Raw genomic sequence first — 17,602 nt, forward strand, 5'->3', positions numbered from 1 at the left:
TGGGAATCGAGTTACGCCTCTCAAGCCGTTCCCGCCCAACCTACTCGGGGGTGTTTTGTGCTGAGCTCTGCTCGTCTATGTGGTCGGATCGGTCTCCGAAGGCATCGCGTTCGAACTGGCGGGGCGATCGCTGCTGTCGCAACAGCGATCGCTGCCACGATCATGGTTCCAGTACCCGCGCAGGCTGGATATCCGATCCAGGGCGCTATTCTGCAGGAATACAATGAGGCAGGCGGATTTGCGTTCTTCGGCGAAGCTACCACCGAAGAACGCACTGCCCCGGATGGTGTGGGAAAATATCAGTTCTTCTCGAACACGCACAACGCGATCTACTGGCACCCAAACGTCAGCGGGGGACACGCCAATCAGATCGGTGGTGCCATTCTCGACAAATGGGCCGAGAAGGGATATGAATCCGGTTCTCTCGGTTACCCAACGTCACGGGAGTTCGGTGGAGGTAGGAATAGTCGAGGCAATCATTTTCAGCGAGGTGAGATCTATTGGTCGGGAAGTACAGGGGCTCACGCTGTCAACGGTGAAATTTGGCAAACCTGGGTGGCCGCCGGGTATGAAAATGGAACCTACGGACTTCCGGTCACGGACGAGTACCCGTTCGAAGACGGCATGAAGCAAGACTTTCAGGACGGTCACATCATATGGAAGCCGTATGGCTTCCCGTCCGATTGGTCCGGCGACGACGACATCACCTGGGATGCACAACCGAATTGTGGCACCGATCCGTGTGCACTCGATGCCCACGCGCTGGGCAAGATCCCGGCTGCGAAGATCCCGGTCAAACTGCCCATTGTTTGGGCTCAAGGGATATCTGCGAACAACTCTACGCAACCATCGGATGAGGCGAACGCCGACCCGCTCGGTGACGTTGCGAAAATGTTGGACTGCAACTCGTTCGAGGCTTTAATCCGCGGCGGGAACCTCCCGTCGACCGAGACCACATGGTGCATCTCCACGAGTGGACCAGTCGCTGCACCAGCGCAGGTCGATCCGCGTGCGGTCCCCGGCGATCCCTCTACTCCGCCGTCCGGAACGGCGACGACACCCCCGAGATCGACGCCTGGTCCGTCACCCTCCGGGACGGTCAGCAAGTCGCCCACCGCATCGGCGACCAAGACGCCAGCGCTTGCGCCCGGGACGTCGCAGCCTCCCGGGTCGTCCACACCGCCGCCAACGCGCACCACCGCTAGGCCCACGCAGACTGTAGGCGGGCTGATACCTGCACAGTTCAACAATGCGCCAGCCGATATCAGTACTCCGCCGGGAGTGCCAGACTTTTGCGAGTCGATCGGTCCCGACCCTACTGGACAAGCCGATTGGCACGGCAACTCGACGTATGGCTGCATATACCAAGCAACCGTCGAATTCCGCGCCATGGACAAAGATGGAAAACAAGTCGGCTCGGTGTCGGGAAAGTGGGAACGCAACCTTTCCTTGAAATATAACAAGACAGACTGGGCCGCGAATTCGATTTTCGCCGTCACCGGAGTGAGCGGGAAAGGCGTCGGCGCTGCCCTGACATTCCAATACAACTGCTTCATCGGCATCCAGCCGTGCGCATATACAGGGTCTCGGCGGGTGACTCAACTTGTATCGACGGGGACGACTATCTCTCTCGCTGCCAATCCGTTTGTCTTTACGCAACCCTCGCAGACATTGCACATGGACTCCGACTGGCAGGTCGTAATCGAATCCCCAGATGTCGCGCCCGGCGGATCCTTCGCATTCGCGCCCCAGGTTCGTTGTGACGCTGCACCCTTCCTTCGCAACACTCAGGGATGTGCATTCACCGACGTCGTCCCAGTGCTGGACTACACATCATCGCAATCCTATCCGGAGTACAATGCTCACGTGAGCGCCGCGCAGCGGTCGGGACTTCCAGGAGCTTACGGCGCCAATCCACTCCACCGAGAAACAGCGAAGTCGGCGATCGACGACCACCGGCGCGCCTCCTGCGGCGTCGTCACCGGCCCGCGGCCAACCGGAAAGAGTTGCGACGAATATCCCATGGCATCGACCAGAGAAGGAGCGGTATTGAACTCCTACGGTCGCACCTACACGAACCCGCCGTGCTTGATCAACGACGCGGGACTCCATAGCGTGGCGGACCCTTCGTCGATTCACGTCACTTCAGGGTTCAGCGTGTGCAACATTTCCGCTAGCCAGAACTCGTCCGCCGGATCCCTATTGAGCTGGTTCTATACGAAGAACCGGATCCGGGACGGCGATCCGTTCCACATCAACGTACAGGGGTCGTAGTGGCCAAATTCCACACGAAACCGGGCGTCCTCGTCGCCGGACTCCTCGCGGCATCTCTGAGCGTCAGCGTGCTCGGTTGTTCGGCAGACGAGCAGGTTGGACCGGCTACGCAGACGGCCGTGACTGCCACGTCGGGTCCCGCTGCGACACCTTCTCAGGTTCCCGAGGCGTCGTGGGCACTGGTGGCAGTGCCAGCACCCCGCGACGCCAAAGGTAGGCCGCTTCTGTTGCCACGATCGGCCGATCTCGAGAATGTTCAGGTGATGACGTTCGAGTCCTACGATCTCGACGATGGTGATACGAAGCTGGCGGTGCATCTTCCGTTCGAACTTCGGGACTGCCCGAGCTACGGCTACGACATCAGCGCTGTCGAAACGCCGGGATCGGTTGATGTCACTCTGTCTCGCGGGCTGCGCAAAGGGACGGAGCCGTGCCAGCAGGAGCCGTTGACGGGGCAACGTGGCTTCCTCATCATCGATCTGGAACGGCCGTTGGGTGACCGGGTCGTCCGCAGCATGGACCGCAAATGACCGAACGAAACGTCGAGGACGGAACTACCGTGTTGCAGTGGCAGACCATCGAACTCAGTGAGGCTGCGCTGTACATCGAACCCTCCGACTATGAGTGGCCGCCGATGATCGACAGCGCCGCAGCTGGGTCACTACTGGGAATCACGCGGGATTTCAAAGGCAACGAGAATGCTCAGATATGGGTCGGCTGGACCCACGGATTCATTCAGCTAGGGATCGGGTCGAGCCCCGTCGAGCCGAGTATGTCAGAGCTCGACGAGTGGGAGACCGTCGAGGAAGGGGCGATCGAACTCGGCACCTCCGCGATGCTGACCCGAACCACCTTGTCTCACATACGGCCGCCGGAACTCGATCCACTCCTACCGTTGCCCAGTGGGTTGCACCGGATCAGGGTCAGCGCCCGAGGCCGGGCTCGGAACCGCAACGACGTAGCGATCGCGATCCAGCTATGGCCCACCACGCAGCGGACCCCCCTCACCCAGATCAAGCACAGCGACACATTCGATGTGGACGAATACGCGCGACGCCTGTCAAATCGCGGTCGGCATCCCGACCCGGACAGCGTGCTCACCACAACGCCTGCCGCGGCTGATTCGCCGACGAACCGGCCGCCGGTCTCGGCCACCCTTGCGACCTCGATAAACGCCCAGTGGGCACGTTTGCGCGACACAATCGTGGCGAGTAGCCCCGACACGTGGGTGCAGCTTGTCCGCCCCGCTGCGCATCCACAAGCCGTGGTCGATGCCGAACAGCGCACAGGCGTCGAGTGGCCCGCCGAACTGCGTGAATGGTTCTCTTTGCACGACGGCGGCGGAGCCGCTGAACTGCTGCCCAGCATGACACTGCTCGGCCTCGACCACATGATCGACATTCATGCCATGCAGTGCGAAATCTGGGCAGACCTCGCCGCAGAGGACCCTGACCTCGTGAACGGCCGGACCTCTCCCGATGCCTACGCGCAAGCGCCGGCCAGCTCCGAGGCCGGTCAGTTCATCCCGCAATTCATCCCGATCGCAGAACGCGACGGCACCATGCTGATCTGCGACACCCGACCCGGCCCGCTACAAGGCTGTATCACCGAGTTCGGCAAAGACACCGCAGACGACTACCCACCCACCTGGGCCTCCCTGAGTGCCATGCTCGCCGATCTCACCAACAGCATCGCCTCCGGCGTCCCCTTCCAAGCCCAGTACCAACCCGAACTCGACCACACCGGACTGCACTGGACGCGTCCTGCGGTGTAGCCCAGCACATCTGAACTCGATCAGCCGATACAGCCCGCGCGGAATTACCATCGGGAAGGAGCGGCGCAGCGTCTGGTAGGGGCCGATCGCCGAACTTCCGGGACATTCCGACATAGGGTTCCTGGAGAAGCGGCAGGACACGGGGTACCGGGGCCAGTTGCGTCCTCGAAAAAGGACACATCGCTGGCCTTCGCGCCGGTACCGGCTGACGTTCTATTGGTGCGTACTACCTGACCAGCGCGAATCGTCCAATCGGGCGGATTCGTGGCGGGCAGCACGAACGGCAGCCCCCGTCCATCGATTAGGGGCGAGAGCGTCGCAGCCCTACCTGGCAGTTGAAACTGTCTCAGCCCAAGATCGTTTGGGCGATCAGCTTGGAAAGCTGTTCGTGCGAGTCAGAGCTGAGATGGACGCCGTCGAGGCCCGGGCGCGCTACTGACGCTGCGTCCACGAACAATGCTCCGCGTCTTTCTGCAATGCGGTGTATCGCGACACCAAGGTCGCGGGATTTGCGTACTGATTCGGCGTCGTATTCTGAACTCTCTTCGGTGAACGCTGGTTGGCTGTCGTCGAGATGGATCGGGCTTACCAGGAGAACGGTAGGTACTCCGCCGCTTCGGGTCCACGCCGTTGCCTCTATGTTGTCGATATACCCTTCGAGCGCTGCGGCAACATCCTCTATTCCCCGGCCGAATTTTGTTTTCAGGTCATTGTTTCCTAGCATGACCACCACCATGTCCAACGGTGAATGACTGCGCAGGCACGGCTGAAAATACTTCCGGCCATTCCTGTCATCGCGGTCGGGATCGTCCAAATCGGTTGTGCGACCACCTAGCCCCTCCTCGATTACAGCGTAATCGGTTCCGAGGATCTGCTGGAGCTTCCCGGTCCAGCGCGCGTCAGATGGTAGCCGCCCGCGACCCTCGTCGGGCTGACCGAATGTGTTGGAGTCGCCGAAGCAGAGGACTGTGAAAGCGGCGGGATTGACAATCAAAGTTGGATTCCTACAGGTCGTCTGAGAGTTTCGATATGTCCGGCGGCGCTGCGAGTTCGAGCCTTTGCAGGCCCCGCCGACCTTTGAGGTCGTTGGTCAGCGCTCGGAATAGTGGAATTCGGGAAACGAATTCCGGTGCCATCATGTATGCATCGCGGAGGGTATCGACTGCGGCGTCGTCCTCTCGATTGTGGATGTGAGCCTGGGCAACGTTGAGCAGCCTACGGCTTTGCAGGGTTGGGGGTATTCCGGTGCCTCCGCCGCTCACGGCTGCGGCGAGCTTCAGGGCTTCGCGCGGGCGACTGGCGACGGTTTCATTGATGACTCCGAAGCTGGCGGCGGACGTGCGCCCGAACACGTTGGAGACCTCGGGCCTGCCTGTGTACACGTCATCGAGTTGGCTCCCGGCGGCGTCGCACAGGCGTAGGAACCGCTGCGCTTCCCGGTAGTCTCCTGCCCGGGATGCGCCGAAAGCGGCGTAGCAGAGCAGCTCTCCCCAGATGGCAATTTGGCGGGGCGTAGCCGAGGACAGTCGGGGCTCTATTTCGGCGGCAGCGTGCTCAGCGTAGGCAACGGCATCGTCGTACATGCTGTTCTTCGCTAGCAGCCATGATTGCGAGCCCTTAATCGCAGCTCGGGTCAGGCTGTCACCGCTCTCGGCTGCGAGCACATCGGCGCGCAGCAGAGCCAACGACGCGAGGTCTGTTTGTCCTGCATAGCCTAATAGGTTCGATGAGGCATGGAGCAGTTGCGCGAGGGAGGTGCTGGCTCGCCGTCGTAATTCGCCCGTTGATTCTTCGACCGTGGCGTGTGCACTGGCCAAGGCGGCCGGAAGTGCGCGTTCCATCTCGCTGAACTGGGCCGAAAAGAACAGGTCCCAGATGTGCATGACTGAGGACGTGGACTCTCGCTCTGTGCTCGGCTTGGTTGCGGGCATACTCCCGATGAGAACTCGTCGCAGACGAAACATGTTGTCCTCGAGCGGAGGATCGGTTGGGAGCGCGATGTCGGTATGGATCGAAGCCGAATTCGGTTCGTGGGCCCGACTGCGGTGGCGTTTTCGCCACTCGACTTCTCCTTCTGAGATGAGTTGATCGAATCGTTCTCGATCTTCGGATGTGGCGTGCAACCTGAATGTTGTGTCGAGGATTTGTTGTGTGTTCGATCTCGGCCTGACAGAGCTCAGCCCTGCTCGCCAATTCGACACAGTCGTGGTTTCCACGCCGAGCATGGTCGCGAATTCTCGGACTGACTTCCGCATCGCTTCTTGCAGAACGGATGCCTCGAAACCGGTCCATTCCCGCCCTCTGACCATGTCACTACCTCACCATTCGCCGCCCGACCCTGGCAATGCGCGTTTCCCCGACGTTACCTGACATTCAGGCGATAGCGCGCACCAACGGCGGTCTAGCGCCGCTGAACAGGTAGGAACACAACCTGATTCGCGCGGCGCTGCGTCGGCGTCAGTGGCGAATGATGTCGTAGCGGCCGGGGATCTCCTGGAAGGCGATGGCGGCAGCGATGTGTGCGTTGTCGAGGTCGGTGCCGGTGGGGGTGACAACGAGTTTGTCGTCGTCGTCTCCGTGGCGGTGCACGATGGCGATGCAGACACCGTGGGCAGTTTGCATGGGGTACTCGGGTCCGAGGTAGTAGGCGTCGAGTTCGTCGCCGTCAGGGGCGAGGGTGCCGGGGACATAGCCGTAATTGGCTTCGTAGCGGAATCCGTGGACGGGATGGAGGCTGCCGTAGGGGCGGTCGAATACGAGACCGACGGGCTGTCCGAGGTAGTGGCGGGCCATCGCCAGCGACTGGGAGTCGTCGCTGGTCGATGGGCTCTGCCCGGCGTCGGTCATGGGTTCATGGTAGTGGTGGGTAGGGGTTTGCCGATCCAGGTGCACAGGTAGTCCATATGGACGAGGCGCTGGTCGGTGGGCACTTTCGGGTCGGTCCAGAACTGCTGGTCGGGGGCGATGTCGCGGGGGCAGTAGGGGTCGCGGGCGAACAGGGTTCGTTTGCCGGTGGTGTGGGCGTTGTGCAGGTAGGACCGGCCCGCGCACCCGGCCCGGCAGGATTGGATGAGTTCGCAGCCCTGGCAGCCGTCGACGGCTTCGGGGTGGGCGTTGCGGCGGCGGAAAGTGGCGAACTGGGGTGAGGCGATGATGTCGGCGAGGTCGTCGACGACCAGATCACCGACCTTGTAGTCGTGCAGGTAGACACAGGGCGAGACCGGAATGCGGCCGTCCGGGGTGATCGAGTGGATACGGAACGATGTCCGCCCGCAGGGGCAGCCTTTCGCGCCGGTGTAGCCAGTGACGGCGGCCAAGGGTGGTTCACCCAGGTCGATCGGCGTGCATTGAGACATGAGCCGCGCGAATCCGGCGTAGTACTGGTCGGCCGGAAGTGCGGAGTCCATATGGGCTGGCTCGACGGGTTTGATGGGGTTGATCCGGATGTGGGCGTCGTGGTCGCGGGCGAGCGCGACGAGGGCGTCGATGCGGTCGGGAGTGAAGTTCCAGCCCATCGCGCACATGATCACGCTGTGTGGGGTGCCGTATTTCTGGCACAACTCCAGGGCTCGGACGGCCTGTTTGAACAGTTTCGCGCCTCGGTTGGCGTTGTGCTCGTCAGGGTAGGGCGAGTCGAAGGAGACATCGACGTCGTTGAGTCGTTCGAAGGCGTCGCGGTGGTCGCGTTCGAGGTGGGTGATGGTGATGCCGGAAGTGGTGAGCCCGACCAGGATTCCCGCGTCGGCGAGGCCGTGGATGATGCGGGGCAGTAGGGTGTCTCGCGGGTTGGGGCCGTTGGTGAACAAGGGCTCGTTGCCGCCGAGGTTGACCGTTTCGACTCCGTTGATGGCGAGCTGGGAGACGATGCGGTCGATGATTTCGGGTGTGAAGTCCTGGCCTTTGTCGCGGGCGGCCATGCTGTAGCAGTGGGTGCAGCGGTAGGGGCAATCGTTGCCGAGGGTCCAGCCGATGTTGCGCATCGTGGTGGGACATTGGTCGAGGTCGGTGTGCTCGATCGGGCCGACACCGTCACGGCGGTAGTGCTCGGTGGCGTCGATGCCCGATGGTGTGGCGGGGCCGGTGCGTTCCCAGGGGAAGCTCGGACGGGCGATGATCGGTTCGGGTGTGTTGGACATGGTTGGTCCCCCTTGTGGTGGTGGGTTTTCAGCACAGGAACGGGTTGTCCTGGCCGTCGTAGTGCAGCCCGGCCATCTGGTAGGCGGCATCGGTGCGGGCGGCGACGCGGTGATAGAAGGCAGCAGTGGTGGCGATCCGGTTGTCGGTGAACTCGACCGCCTCGCCGGCCGTGGCGCCGCCCGCGGCGAGGTCGAGTACGGCGCGGAAGAAGTCGAGGTCGGCGCGGCGCAGCTCGATCGACAACTGCCCGAATATGTCCCGGTGCACAGGCGAGATCGCTTTGGGTGCCGAGAGCGGGTCGATGGTGCGGTCGTAGAGGCGCGAGTGGGAGCGTTGCCAGTGTTTGAGCGCGGTGTAGACGGTGTTCACGGCTGGGTCGGTGATCGGGTAGGCGTGGTTGCCGAGCCCGGCGGTGCCCGGTGTCTGGGTTGATGGGGTGAGCAGTCCGTCGCGGTCGAGGCGTCGGGTGTAGTTGGTGCCGGTGGCGGCATACATTTCGGTGAAGATGCCTTTGGACACGGTCCAGTCGTGGGCGACCATCGCGGCCCAGTTGATTTCGAGTTCTTCGATGGTGGTGGCGTGGTCGAAGAGGATGTGTCCGGCCTGGGCGTAGAGGCCGAGGCGGCGGAACTCGGCCAGCGCGGCGAAGTTCGCCTCGGGGTCGGCGCGTTTGGCCATGCGCCGCAACGCGGTCGGCGCGAAGTTCTCGATCCCACAGGAAAACGACCAGAACCCCGCACGGGCCAGACCGGTCAGCACGGCCGGAGTGGCGCGGTCGGCGCGAATCGAGCCGCGCAGCCACATCGATACGCCACGAGCGCGGAGTTCGTCGGCCAGTTCCGCGCACCAGGCCGCGTCGCGCGGCGGCTCGATGAGACTGTCATCGATGACTTTCACATGCCGAACACCGAGCGAGTGCAGGTGCTCGAGTTCATCGACGAACCCACGGATAGAACGTTGCCGCCACGTCGGACCGCGCCCGGCGAGGCGCTCGAAGGCGACGATGGAGCAGAACGTGCAACTGGCCTGACATCCCCGCGAGGACTGCACGTGCACCAAGCTCGCGCGCGCCATCGTCAGGTCGAGAGTGTCGCGAGCGGGCATAGGCAGCGCATCGAGGTCTGTGATCGCGGTGCGCGCCGGATTGTGGACGAAACCGGCACTGCCGCCAGCGCGGAAGCTGATCCCGGTAATGCCGCTCAGGGTCGGTGTCCCGGTGCGGTAACGCTCGGCCAGCTCGATGATGGTGCGTTCGCCCTCACCACGCACGACGACATCGAAACCGGCGGCCAGGAACTCCTCGGCATGGAACGAGGGACCGAACCCGCCCGCTACGATCGGCACGCCTGGCAATCGGCAACGAACCATGTCGGCGGTGGTGAGCGCCGAGCCCATGTTCGATCGGTAGCAGGCGAAGCCGATCATCATCGGGTCAGCCGCGACGATCTGATCGGCTAAAGCATCAGCCGGTGAACCTGCGAGCCAGCCGTCGAGAACCACCACCGAATAACCGGCGCGGCGCAGTACCGCAGCTAGATATCCGAGCCCCAGGTTCTCTTCGGCCGTGCGATGAGTCACCGGCGCGGGAGTCACCAGCACCACCGGTTGTCGCTGGTCGGTGGAAGTATCGCTCTCGGTGTACACGGTGTTCGTTCCTTCGATCGGGTGACGGTTTGGGGGCGGCCCCGGAGTCGCCGGGAAACAACTCCGGGGCCGCCTCGGCACGGATGAGGGGACCGGCGAGATGTCGTGACAGGCGATCTCGCCGGGCGGCGTGCCGAGGCCATGCGGGTGGTTTGTGGGTCCGCGTGGAACGCAGTCAGGGCTGGAGGTAGAGCCGTTCCGCAGGCAGGCGTGGCAGGCCGGTGCAGTTGCCCGGTTGCACGGTGACCGTTCCTGGGCGGCGGGCAGCCACATCGCACACGAACACCAGTGCCGCCGTCAGGCAAGCTGCGAAATCCATTCGGACACTGGAGATCAGGACCGAGAGACGCACGTCGGGTTCGTCCGGGCACGGTGAGGGTTCGCCACTTGTGTTCATCGGCGGGCCGGTCCAGACAGGCAGGCTCGGGCGCATTCGACCACCACCGCGCCGGACGGACGGAATACTCCGGTCGCCGGGGACACCCAGGTCCGCACCATCAACGGGTCCGGCGCAGGTGACGGCAATGCGATGTCGCCCTCCCGGATCACGACCACCCGCGCCCGCCACAACTGAGCGACAATCTCGGGATCACCTACGGGACGGATGTCGGCACGCACCAAGAAGGTCCACATGTCGGCGCGGGGGTGGCCGATGATCGACAACGGCGCGACACCGCGCGCATCGAGGCTGGTCTTCACGCGCTGCGCGAGCCCGGTCGGCATCATCACCGCGCCGACGAGCCCGGCGCGCATCGTGATCCGGCCCGTCTGAGGGTCCACCACAGTGGGCAATGAACAGATCCGCCGGTAGAACTCGCACCGAGTTCGAGGCGATTCGGCGAACGCTGAGATCTGTCGAACCGTGCGAGTCATCAGGCACCCTCACGCTCGTCGCTTCGCTCGATGGCGGTGGTGATCCACCCCGCCTCGCACATCGCTTCCAAAGTCGTCACCAGTTCGGACAACGTCGGAACGTGGTCGCAAACCTGAAAGGAGCGACAGCCATCTGGGAATAGTGCGGTGCTGTGGTCGCGTCCCGTCCGGCCGTTGGTGGCGGTGGATTTGTAGTCGGACTGTTCCATTCGCGGGCCTCCGGGTGACGCGCCCAGCGGGTCTGGGGGCTGCGTCTTCCTGACTCGTCGTTGGTCCCGGTTGTTCGGGTCTGATAGCCATCGTTGCTGGTCATCGGTACCGTCGGGGTTCGTCTAGTGGAGGCGTGGTGTGGGCGTAGCGTAGGGGTTTCCGACGTCGGCAACTGCTCGAGTCGTGCCGCAGCGCCCTGCGCGCGTGGTGCTGATCCCCGAAGGTCGCCTTGGGCGTATTGGGCGGCAATGCCGGTACGCCAGCCCAACGAGTTGCGCGAATCCTCTGTGCTCGCTGCCTCGTGCGCCCGCAGTACTCGCCCCGCGCGCCAAGAGTTGACTCCCCGATTCCGCTCCGGTCGGGCCGTGGTCGATACGTGGGGTTATGCGGGGGGAAATGTGGGGAGAAATGTGGGGGGCGATCAAATGGCCCCACCTACACGCCTCGTATCCGCAGGTAGCGGGGCATATCCGCGCGCGGGTGTTATCCAGGATTGTCTATTACAATATATGTAATAGACATGCGTGCCCGGCGCTGACTCGTGCCTATGCGGAGGAGTTGGCCCGCCGCCCAGTTCCTTGTTCCGTCTGTGCCGACCGGGTTCGAGCCCCATGCTGTGAGCTGTTGGGGCGGTTCGCGTTCGGTGCTCGGGGTGAGTGGCTCGATGAAGATTTTTCCATGGCACGTTCCATGATGGGTTTCGATGAAGTATTCGGTGGGAGGATTAAAACGACGCACCCCGCAACCGCATCCGTGCAGGTCAGAGGGCGCATATCTGGGCGGATATCATCGTGGATTGTCTATACATCAGAATGTATAGACATGGCTCTCGGGGACATTCTCGCGGATTATCGCGGGCATTGTGTGTCTGCTCTGCGTTGCTCTCGCGGGCGGGTTCTGTTGTCTCGGTGTCGGAATCGTTATGACACCGTGGCTCGACATGGTGTCCCGATTCGGGCCTTTTCTCGGCAGTAGATAAGTGAGGACCGAACTCGTTCACACCCACCCTCGGGAGGCCCGCCGTGACCGATACCCCCACACCCAGACCGCCCTCGCCCCCGGACCGTGAGCGGTCGGTGGTGGTGCCGCTGGACCCTGACCGGATCGAGCACTGGCGACAGGTCGTGGCCGACCGTGAGCCCTTGGCCCGCGCCCAGCTCGACGCGATCGCCGCTGTCCTGGACCGTGTCCGGGCACGGAAACGGGCCGCCACTGACCACGGTAGTAGCGACCCGCACCAGTACCCGAACGCTGCCTGAGGGGCCGCGTCAGGCCACGGAAACCCCGTCCCCTGCCCCGGTGCCCGCGTCATCCGTGACGCGGGCACCGGGGCCGTCGTGCGCCTGGGGTGCGGGTGTGTTCTTGTCCACCAACCGGATTCGGGACCGGTCGAACCTCGGCCCCGCCGTGGTGGCCGGGTCTACCATGAGGCGGCTGCCGTGCAGTGCGCGTTTGATCATGGCGCGTTTGTCGGCGGTGCCCGCATCCTCCCACTGCTGTGCCCATGCCTGCGCGGATTCCGCGCGCACGGCCGGGGAGTCATCGATGTCGGTATCGGCGTCGAGGGCGTCGAGTTCGGCGGTGAGCTTGGCGATGCGGGCATCGACCCCGGCCATCACCGTGTCGTAGCGGTCGAGGCTGATCTCGCCCTTGCCCAGCCGCGCCGACATCACCGTCGCGGTCTCGCGCGCCTCGGCCAGCGCATCGGCGATCGGGCGGCGGCGTTTGGCAAGATCGTCGGCGGCGGCGATCAACGCGTCGGCATGGCGAGGGTCCGACAGTGTCGCCACCACCAGCGCGCCTACCTCCTGGTCCAGGGTGCGGGCGTCGACCGAGACACGGTTGCAGCCGCCTCCGGTCTGGCGTTTCTGGCAGATGTAGCGGCGGCGCACCTCCCCGTCGGGGTAGTTGCGTCCGTGCTGGGGGCGGCCGGTCAAACCCTTCCCGCACAATCCGCAGTGCACCAGCCCCGAGCACAGGTAGTCCGCTGTCGGGGGCCGACCGACAGGGGTGGTGTCGCGCAGTGCGCACAGCCGTTCCCACTGCTGCGGTGTGATCAGCGGATTCGCATCGGTCATGGTGGTGACGATCTCGCCGTGGTGGGTCACGTATCCGGCGTAACGCGGGTTGAACACCACTCGCTTGACCTTTTCCCCACTCCAGGCGGCACCGGTGCGGGTGGTGATCCCGCGCCGGTTCAAGTCCGCCGCGATCGTCTTGTAACCGATCGCGTCCTCTTTCAGCGCTGCCGTCGTGTCCTGGCCCGCTTGCGTTTTCGCCTGAATGCCCGCCTGTTTGTCCAGCACCCGGGCGACCATCTCGCGCACGATCGCCGCCTCGGACTCGCGAATGGTGATTCCGTCGCGTTCGTAGCCGAAGGGGCGGTGCGAGTGATTCGACTCGCCGCGGGCCACTTTCACTCGTTTGCCGCGCTTGACCCGCGAGGACAGGCGGTCCGATTCGTAGGCCGCTGCGTTGAGCTGGTCACGAAAAGCCTTGCGGCCGCTCGCTGTTTCCAGGTCGTACTCGCCCTCGCTGTCCAGCACGACCAGGCCCCGCTCGGCGGCCAGGATCAACCGTTCACCCTCGATCGGGCGACGGGAGAACCGAGCCATGTCGAACACCACCACCCCGCCGGTCTCCCCGGACTCCAGCCGCGCCATCAACGCATCCCACTTCGGCCGCCGCACACTCGGATTCCACGCCGAACGCCCGTCATCGACATGCACCCGCCCCACCGTCGCACCCAGATCCCGCACCCGCACCGTGCAGTCATCGACCTGCCCACCGGTGGACCGCTGCCGCTCATCACCCACACGCGACACCCGAGCGTAGATATCCAGCACTAGATCATTACCGGCTGTGACCTGTGGTTTTGCCATGATATTCACTCCCCAACGGGTAAGGGGCTACTAATCACATACTAGCCCCGGCGATCACCGCGACCTCCTCGCGGCGCAGCCCCGGGGTTCGGCGCACGCCCGCGTCCGGCAGACCCACATCCTCCGGTGTCAGCCGGGCCCTGCGGGTTCTGAGGAAGTCACGGAGCTGATCTCGACGGTCCACGCACTCAGCGTAGGCGGCCGCGCGGCCGAGGTCGTGGCCTTCGCGCACTGCCCGCCGGTGCTGGGCGCCGGCCGCGGCGGGCGTCAATCGGCGACCGGAATACTGGAGATCGTGAACGGCAGTTCCGGTGCCTGCTCGGCGACGAGCCGGTTGTATTGACTGTTGACCACGAGGATGCGGCCTCGTTCGGTGAGCGCGGCCTGGCTCGGGTGCCGCAACCCGCCCGGCGGGATCAGGGTGTCGACGACCTGGGCGCTGGTGAGGTCTTCGTTCATCGCCAGCACCGCGACCCGGGGTTCCTGGTCGCCCGCGGCATAGAGATTGCCCTGCGTCACGAACACCTGCCGGCCGTCGGCGGAGATCAGCGCGTCCCCGCTCGGCAGCGGGGGCGCGTCCACCTCGATCACCGCTCCGGTGAATCGGTCGATACGCCAGAGCTGACCGGTATTGCTCTGCACCGACAACAGATGCCGACCCACGGCGAGGATCCCGTTGAGGTTGTGTCTGCCGTGGATCCAGTCGATAGGGGTGTCGGCCACATCCAGCCACGGCTCCAACTGCCAGCGGCCCTCGGTCTCGGTGATCCGGTAGATCACCGGAAGGAAGGAATCGGTGACGTAGGCCGAACCGTCGTCGGCGATGGTGACCTCGTTGACGAACCCGCCGTCGAGACCGCGGAGTTCGGCGAGCAGTTCGGCACCGGCGGGGTCATAGATGCGGATGGAGTTGCTGTCGGCACCGTTGACGAACAACCGGCCCGCCGGGTCCAGCGTCATCCCGGAGGTCAGCGCGCGGCCGTCGGTCCCGTCCGGCGACCAGAGTTCCACCTCCGGCCGATCGATGTGCCCGCGATAGAGCGCGCCGTCGGCCGCGCTGCCGACATAGAAGTGGCCGCTCGCCGGGTCGTAGGCCAATCCGGTGGGGAAGGCGCGATCACCGGGGATCACATAGTGGTCGAGCGGGACCTGCGCCGACTCGGCCGGGGCGGTACCGGTGCAAGCCATGGTGACGGTGACGGAAACACCGAGGAGGAGGTGACGGAAGCGAACACGCATGGGCAGACGGTCCTTTCGTGACGAATTCGGCCCCCCTATCGTGGGCGACACACCAGGTTTCTCCCTATGACATTCGATCCAGGGTCTGGCACTCCCCGGCTCGCGGCAGCGCCGAACCACGTGGCCAGGTGGTCGTGGAGTTCCCGCTGGTCGGTGCCGACCCAGGCGACGTAGCCATCCGGTCGCAGCAACACCGCAGGCACCTCGAGTTCCTGGTTGACATCGACGACATGATCGACGCGATCGGCCCAGCCCGACAGCGTCGCGGTCTGGTCGAGAAGCAGTCCCTTGCCGCCGTGCATCAGCTCATAGAGTCGGCCCCGGTTCAACTCCACATCCCGCAACCGCCGCCCGACCAGCTCGTCGCCGTCGCCGAAGTCGAAGTCGAAGTCGTAGCGGACGCCGGTCGCGCCCGGATCTGTTCCCAGCACTGTGATCTGCGCGCGGGTGTTCTCCAGCGGGCGCGCGCCGACCGGGTGCCGCTGAATAGTCGCTGAATGCGGAAGCTTGCGACGTGTGGCGAGGCGACACTCGGGAGCGTGCGGACTGCGCACTACATCCGAGGTCGGCCGAGCGCAGGCTGTGTTGCGTCACGATGTTGTTGTTCGCCGACCAGCGGCGTCCGGGCTTTCGCAGACCCCGGCGCTGGGTCTCGGTGGCCGCCTCGAGGCCCCTTCGTCTCGGCGCCGGTCGAGGATCTGATGCTTCACCGAACACACGAAACGCCACTCCAGGGACCGTGACTCTGTTTCGGCGACCCCGTTATGGCAGCGGCACCGACCAGTGCAGGGTCGTTCCGCCTTCGGGGCGATTCTCGATGCGGAACGAGCCCCCGGCCCCTTCCGCGCGGACGCCGAGGTTGGCCAGTCCGCTGCGCCGGGTGACGTCGGCGGGTACTCCGCAGCCGTCGTCGGTGACCTCGATGCTCACTTCGTCACCGACCCGCACTTCCACGGAGACCAGGTTGGCCCGGGCATGGCGGACCACGTTGCTGACCGCCTCACGCAGGACCGCTTCGACGTCGTCGGACAGCGGTGGTGCCAGCACGGTGACCGGCCCGGCGAGGCGGACAGTGGTACGCAGCCCGGTATCGGCTGTCGCGTCGACGATGATGCCGTGCAAGTACTTTCGGTACTTCGACGAGTCGGCGGTGTTGTTGCTCTGCAGGTCGAAGATCGAATGCCGGATGTCTTGGACGATGGACTGCACGTCGTCGATGGTTTCCATCAGCCGGGACTTGACCTCGGGCGTGCGGGCGCGGTGGACGGTTCCCTGCAGTGACAACCCGACCGCGAAAAGCCGTTGGATGACATGGTCGTGCAGGCCACGGGCGATGCGGTCGCGGTCGGACAGGATGTCGAGTTCACGCATACGGCGCTGGGTGCCGGACAGTTGCAGGACCAAGGCCGCCTGGTCGGCGAACGCGACGAGCATCTCCCGAGCGGTCTCGTCGAGCGGTTGGACGTCGGCGGGGCGGATGGTGGTGAGCACACCGATGGTGTTGTCACCGACGCGCAGCGGCACCACGACGGCCGGCCCGAACTGAGTTCTGGTGTGTGAGAACAAGTTGTATGGCAGTTTGTCGACCGTGACGATCTCATCTGAGTGGTAGGAGGCTCCGGATTGAGAATCCTCGACATCGAGCCGCTGCCCGACGATTTCTCGGGCGTCGACTCCCGCGGCGGCGATCACGATCAGCTCGGTCACTTCGTCGTGCGGGATGTCAGGGTCTTCGGGCAGGGCCACGAAGGTGCACGCCGACTGTGTGAGTGCGAGCGCGCGCTGGGTGACCAGGTCGAGGACTTCGTGGGGTTCTTCGCCGGCGAGCAGTTCGGTCGCCACGTCCTTGGTCGCCTCGAGCCATTGCTGGCGGAGGCGCGATTCCTCGTAGAGCCGCGCGTTGGCGATGGCGATGCCGGCAGCCGCGGCCAGCGCTTGCACGACGACCTCATCGTCTTCGGTGAATTCCTGCCCGCCGGCCTTCTCGGTGAGATACAGGTTGCCGAACACCTCGTCACGCACCTTGACCGGAACACCCAGGAAGGTGCGCATCGGTGGGTGATTCGCCGGAAAACCGACCGAGGACGGGTGATCGGACAGGGTGGACAGCCGGATCGGCTTGGGTTCTTGGATGAGGACACCGAGCACCCCGTGTCCTCGCGGCAGGTCGCCGATGAGTACCCGGGTGCGGTCGTCGATGCCTTCGTAGACGAACTCGGAGAGCTGATTGCTGGTCTTGTCGGTCTCGCGCACTCCGAGGGCCCCGTACTGGGCGCCGACGAGTTCGATGGCGGTGTGCACGATCGAGCGCAGGGTGTCGTCGAGGTCCAGGCCCGAGGTGACGACCAGCATCGCCTCGATGAGGCGGTCCATGTTGTCGCGTACGTCGATGATCTGGGCGATGCGATCCTGGACCTGGCTCAACAACTCGCGCAGGCGTAGCTGGGACAACGTTTCGGTCACCGGCGGTTGTCCGCCGGTCGAGAAGGTATGGCTTTGTCCGTCCACGTGGCCATCGTCCCACGACCCGGAAGGGTGGAACCGGTTACGAGTCGCCTGTCATCGGTTC

At 64.3% G+C, this 17,602-nt stretch carries 15 protein-coding genes and 1 pseudogene; 4 read left to right on the forward strand and 12 right to left on the reverse strand.

Annotated features, from left to right (window positions below):
- Positions 1–162: 162 nt before the first annotated feature.
- From BOX37_RS34910 to BOX37_RS13915, 3 genes are read left to right on the forward strand one after another with little or no spacing between them, the layout of a single operon-like run.
- Positions 163–2,274, forward strand: a complete 2,112-nt coding sequence (locus BOX37_RS34910; RefSeq protein WP_071928015.1) for a NucA/NucB deoxyribonuclease domain-containing protein — start codon at positions 163–165, stop codon at positions 2,272–2,274.
- The gene (locus BOX37_RS33975; protein ID WP_156910394.1) at positions 2,274–2,804 is read left to right on the forward strand and encodes a hypothetical protein; all 531 of its coding nucleotides are present in this window, start codon (positions 2,274–2,276) and stop codon (positions 2,802–2,804) included. The genes BOX37_RS34910 and BOX37_RS33975 overlap by 1 nt, the downstream gene beginning before the upstream one ends.
- Positions 2,801–4,048: an SMI1/KNR4 family protein gene (locus BOX37_RS13915; protein WP_071928017.1), complete on the forward strand. Its 1,248-nt coding sequence runs from the start codon at positions 2,801–2,803 to the stop codon at positions 4,046–4,048. The genes BOX37_RS33975 and BOX37_RS13915 overlap by 4 nt, the downstream gene beginning before the upstream one ends.
- A 346-nt stretch (positions 4,049–4,394) precedes the next feature.
- Here the strand turns inward: BOX37_RS13915 and BOX37_RS13920 are convergent, their stop codons facing one another.
- The 8 genes from BOX37_RS13920 to BOX37_RS13950 form a co-directional block, all read right to left on the reverse strand.
- Positions 4,395–5,042, reverse strand: a complete 648-nt coding sequence (locus BOX37_RS13920; RefSeq protein WP_071928018.1) for a GDSL-type esterase/lipase family protein — start codon at positions 5,040–5,042, stop codon at positions 4,395–4,397.
- Between the two features lie 10 nt (positions 5,043–5,052).
- The gene (locus tag BOX37_RS13925) at positions 5,053–6,357 is read right to left on the reverse strand and encodes a hypothetical protein (RefSeq protein ID WP_156910395.1); all 1,305 of its coding nucleotides are present in this window, start codon (positions 6,355–6,357) and stop codon (positions 5,053–5,055) included.
- A gap of 148 nt (positions 6,358–6,505) precedes the next feature.
- Entirely contained in the window at positions 6,506–6,895 is a 390-nt protein-coding gene (locus tag BOX37_RS13930; protein ID WP_156910396.1) for an inorganic diphosphatase, read from the reverse strand.
- The gene (locus BOX37_RS13935) at positions 6,892–8,184 is read right to left on the reverse strand and encodes a radical SAM/SPASM domain-containing protein (RefSeq protein ID WP_084759637.1); all 1,293 of its coding nucleotides are present in this window, start codon (positions 8,182–8,184) and stop codon (positions 6,892–6,894) included. The genes BOX37_RS13930 and BOX37_RS13935 overlap by 4 nt, the downstream gene beginning before the upstream one ends.
- Before the next feature lie 28 nt (positions 8,185–8,212).
- Complete coding sequence (locus BOX37_RS13940; RefSeq protein ID WP_206045826.1) at positions 8,213–9,829, reverse strand: B12-binding domain-containing radical SAM protein; 1,617 nt, start codon at positions 9,827–9,829, stop codon at positions 8,213–8,215.
- A gap of 175 nt (positions 9,830–10,004) precedes the next feature.
- Complete coding sequence (locus tag BOX37_RS33980) at positions 10,005–10,148, reverse strand: hypothetical protein (protein WP_156910397.1); 144 nt, start codon at positions 10,146–10,148, stop codon at positions 10,005–10,007.
- 74 nt (positions 10,149–10,222) lie between these two features.
- Positions 10,223–10,612, reverse strand: a complete 390-nt coding sequence (locus BOX37_RS13945; RefSeq protein WP_156910398.1) for a DNA-directed RNA polymerase subunit beta — start codon at positions 10,610–10,612, stop codon at positions 10,223–10,225.
- An 89-nt stretch (positions 10,613–10,701) separates the two neighbouring features.
- Positions 10,702–10,911, reverse strand: coding sequence for a hypothetical protein (locus tag BOX37_RS13950; protein ID WP_071928021.1), 210 nt, complete (start codon positions 10,909–10,911; stop codon positions 10,702–10,704).
- 1,023 nt (positions 10,912–11,934) lie between these two features.
- Between BOX37_RS13950 and BOX37_RS13955 the strand changes: the two genes are divergently transcribed.
- Positions 11,935–12,171 carry a hypothetical protein gene (locus BOX37_RS13955; RefSeq protein ID WP_156910399.1) on the forward strand — a complete coding sequence of 79 codons (237 nt, stop codon included), beginning with the start codon at positions 11,935–11,937 and terminating at the stop codon, positions 12,169–12,171.
- Between the two features lie 9 nt (positions 12,172–12,180).
- On the opposite strand, the gene BOX37_RS13960 is transcribed toward BOX37_RS13955, so the two are convergent.
- From BOX37_RS13960 to BOX37_RS13980, 4 genes and pseudogenes are all read right to left on the reverse strand, one after another.
- Entirely contained in the window at positions 12,181–13,794 is a 1,614-nt protein-coding gene (locus BOX37_RS13960) for a recombinase family protein (RefSeq protein ID WP_084759639.1), read from the reverse strand.
- 267 nt (positions 13,795–14,061) lie between these two features.
- On the reverse strand, positions 14,062–15,033 hold the full coding sequence (locus BOX37_RS13970) for an SMP-30/gluconolactonase/LRE family protein (protein ID WP_071928024.1): 972 nt from the start codon (positions 15,031–15,033) through the stop codon (positions 14,062–14,064).
- Positions 15,034–15,068: 35 nt separating this feature from the next.
- A pseudogene (locus BOX37_RS13975) lies at positions 15,069–15,518 on the reverse strand (aromatic-ring hydroxylase C-terminal domain-containing protein); the annotation flags it as partial.
- 277 nt (positions 15,519–15,795) lie between these two features.
- Positions 15,796–17,496 (reverse strand): GAF domain-containing sensor histidine kinase, encoded by a 1,701-nt coding sequence (locus tag BOX37_RS13980; protein ID WP_276207253.1) that lies wholly within the window; start codon positions 17,494–17,496, stop codon positions 15,796–15,798.
- Positions 17,497–17,602 lie beyond the last annotated feature (106 nt).

Source organism: Nocardia mangyaensis (assembly GCF_001886715.1).
In the GTDB taxonomy this organism is placed as follows: domain Bacteria; phylum Actinomycetota; class Actinomycetes; order Mycobacteriales; family Mycobacteriaceae; genus Nocardia; species Nocardia mangyaensis.

Coding starts and splice junctions, on each gene's coding strand:
- BOX37_RS13925 (WP_156910395.1), bottom strand. CDS start 6,357: ATGGTCAGAGGGCGGGAATGGACCGGTTTCGAGGCATCCGTTCTGCAA.
- BOX37_RS13950 (WP_071928021.1), bottom strand. CDS start 10,911: ATGGAACAGTCCGACTACAAATCCACCGCCACCAACGGCCGGACGGGA.
- BOX37_RS34910 (WP_071928015.1), top strand. CDS start 163: ATGGTTCCAGTACCCGCGCAGGCTGGATATCCGATCCAGGGCGCTATT.
- BOX37_RS13970 (WP_071928024.1), bottom strand. CDS start 15,033: ATGCGTGTTCGCTTCCGTCACCTCCTCCTCGGTGTTTCCGTCACCGTC.
- BOX37_RS13930 (WP_156910396.1), bottom strand. CDS start 6,895: ATGACCGACGCCGGGCAGAGCCCATCGACCAGCGACGACTCCCAGTCG.
- BOX37_RS13915 (WP_071928017.1), top strand. CDS start 2,801: ATGACCGAACGAAACGTCGAGGACGGAACTACCGTGTTGCAGTGGCAG.
- BOX37_RS13935 (WP_084759637.1), bottom strand. CDS start 8,184: ATGTCCAACACACCCGAACCGATCATCGCCCGTCCGAGCTTCCCCTGG.
- BOX37_RS13960 (WP_084759639.1), bottom strand. CDS start 13,794: ATGGCAAAACCACAGGTCACAGCCGGTAATGATCTAGTGCTGGATATC.
- BOX37_RS33980 (WP_156910397.1), bottom strand. CDS start 10,148: ATGGATTTCGCAGCTTGCCTGACGGCGGCACTGGTGTTCGTGTGCGAT.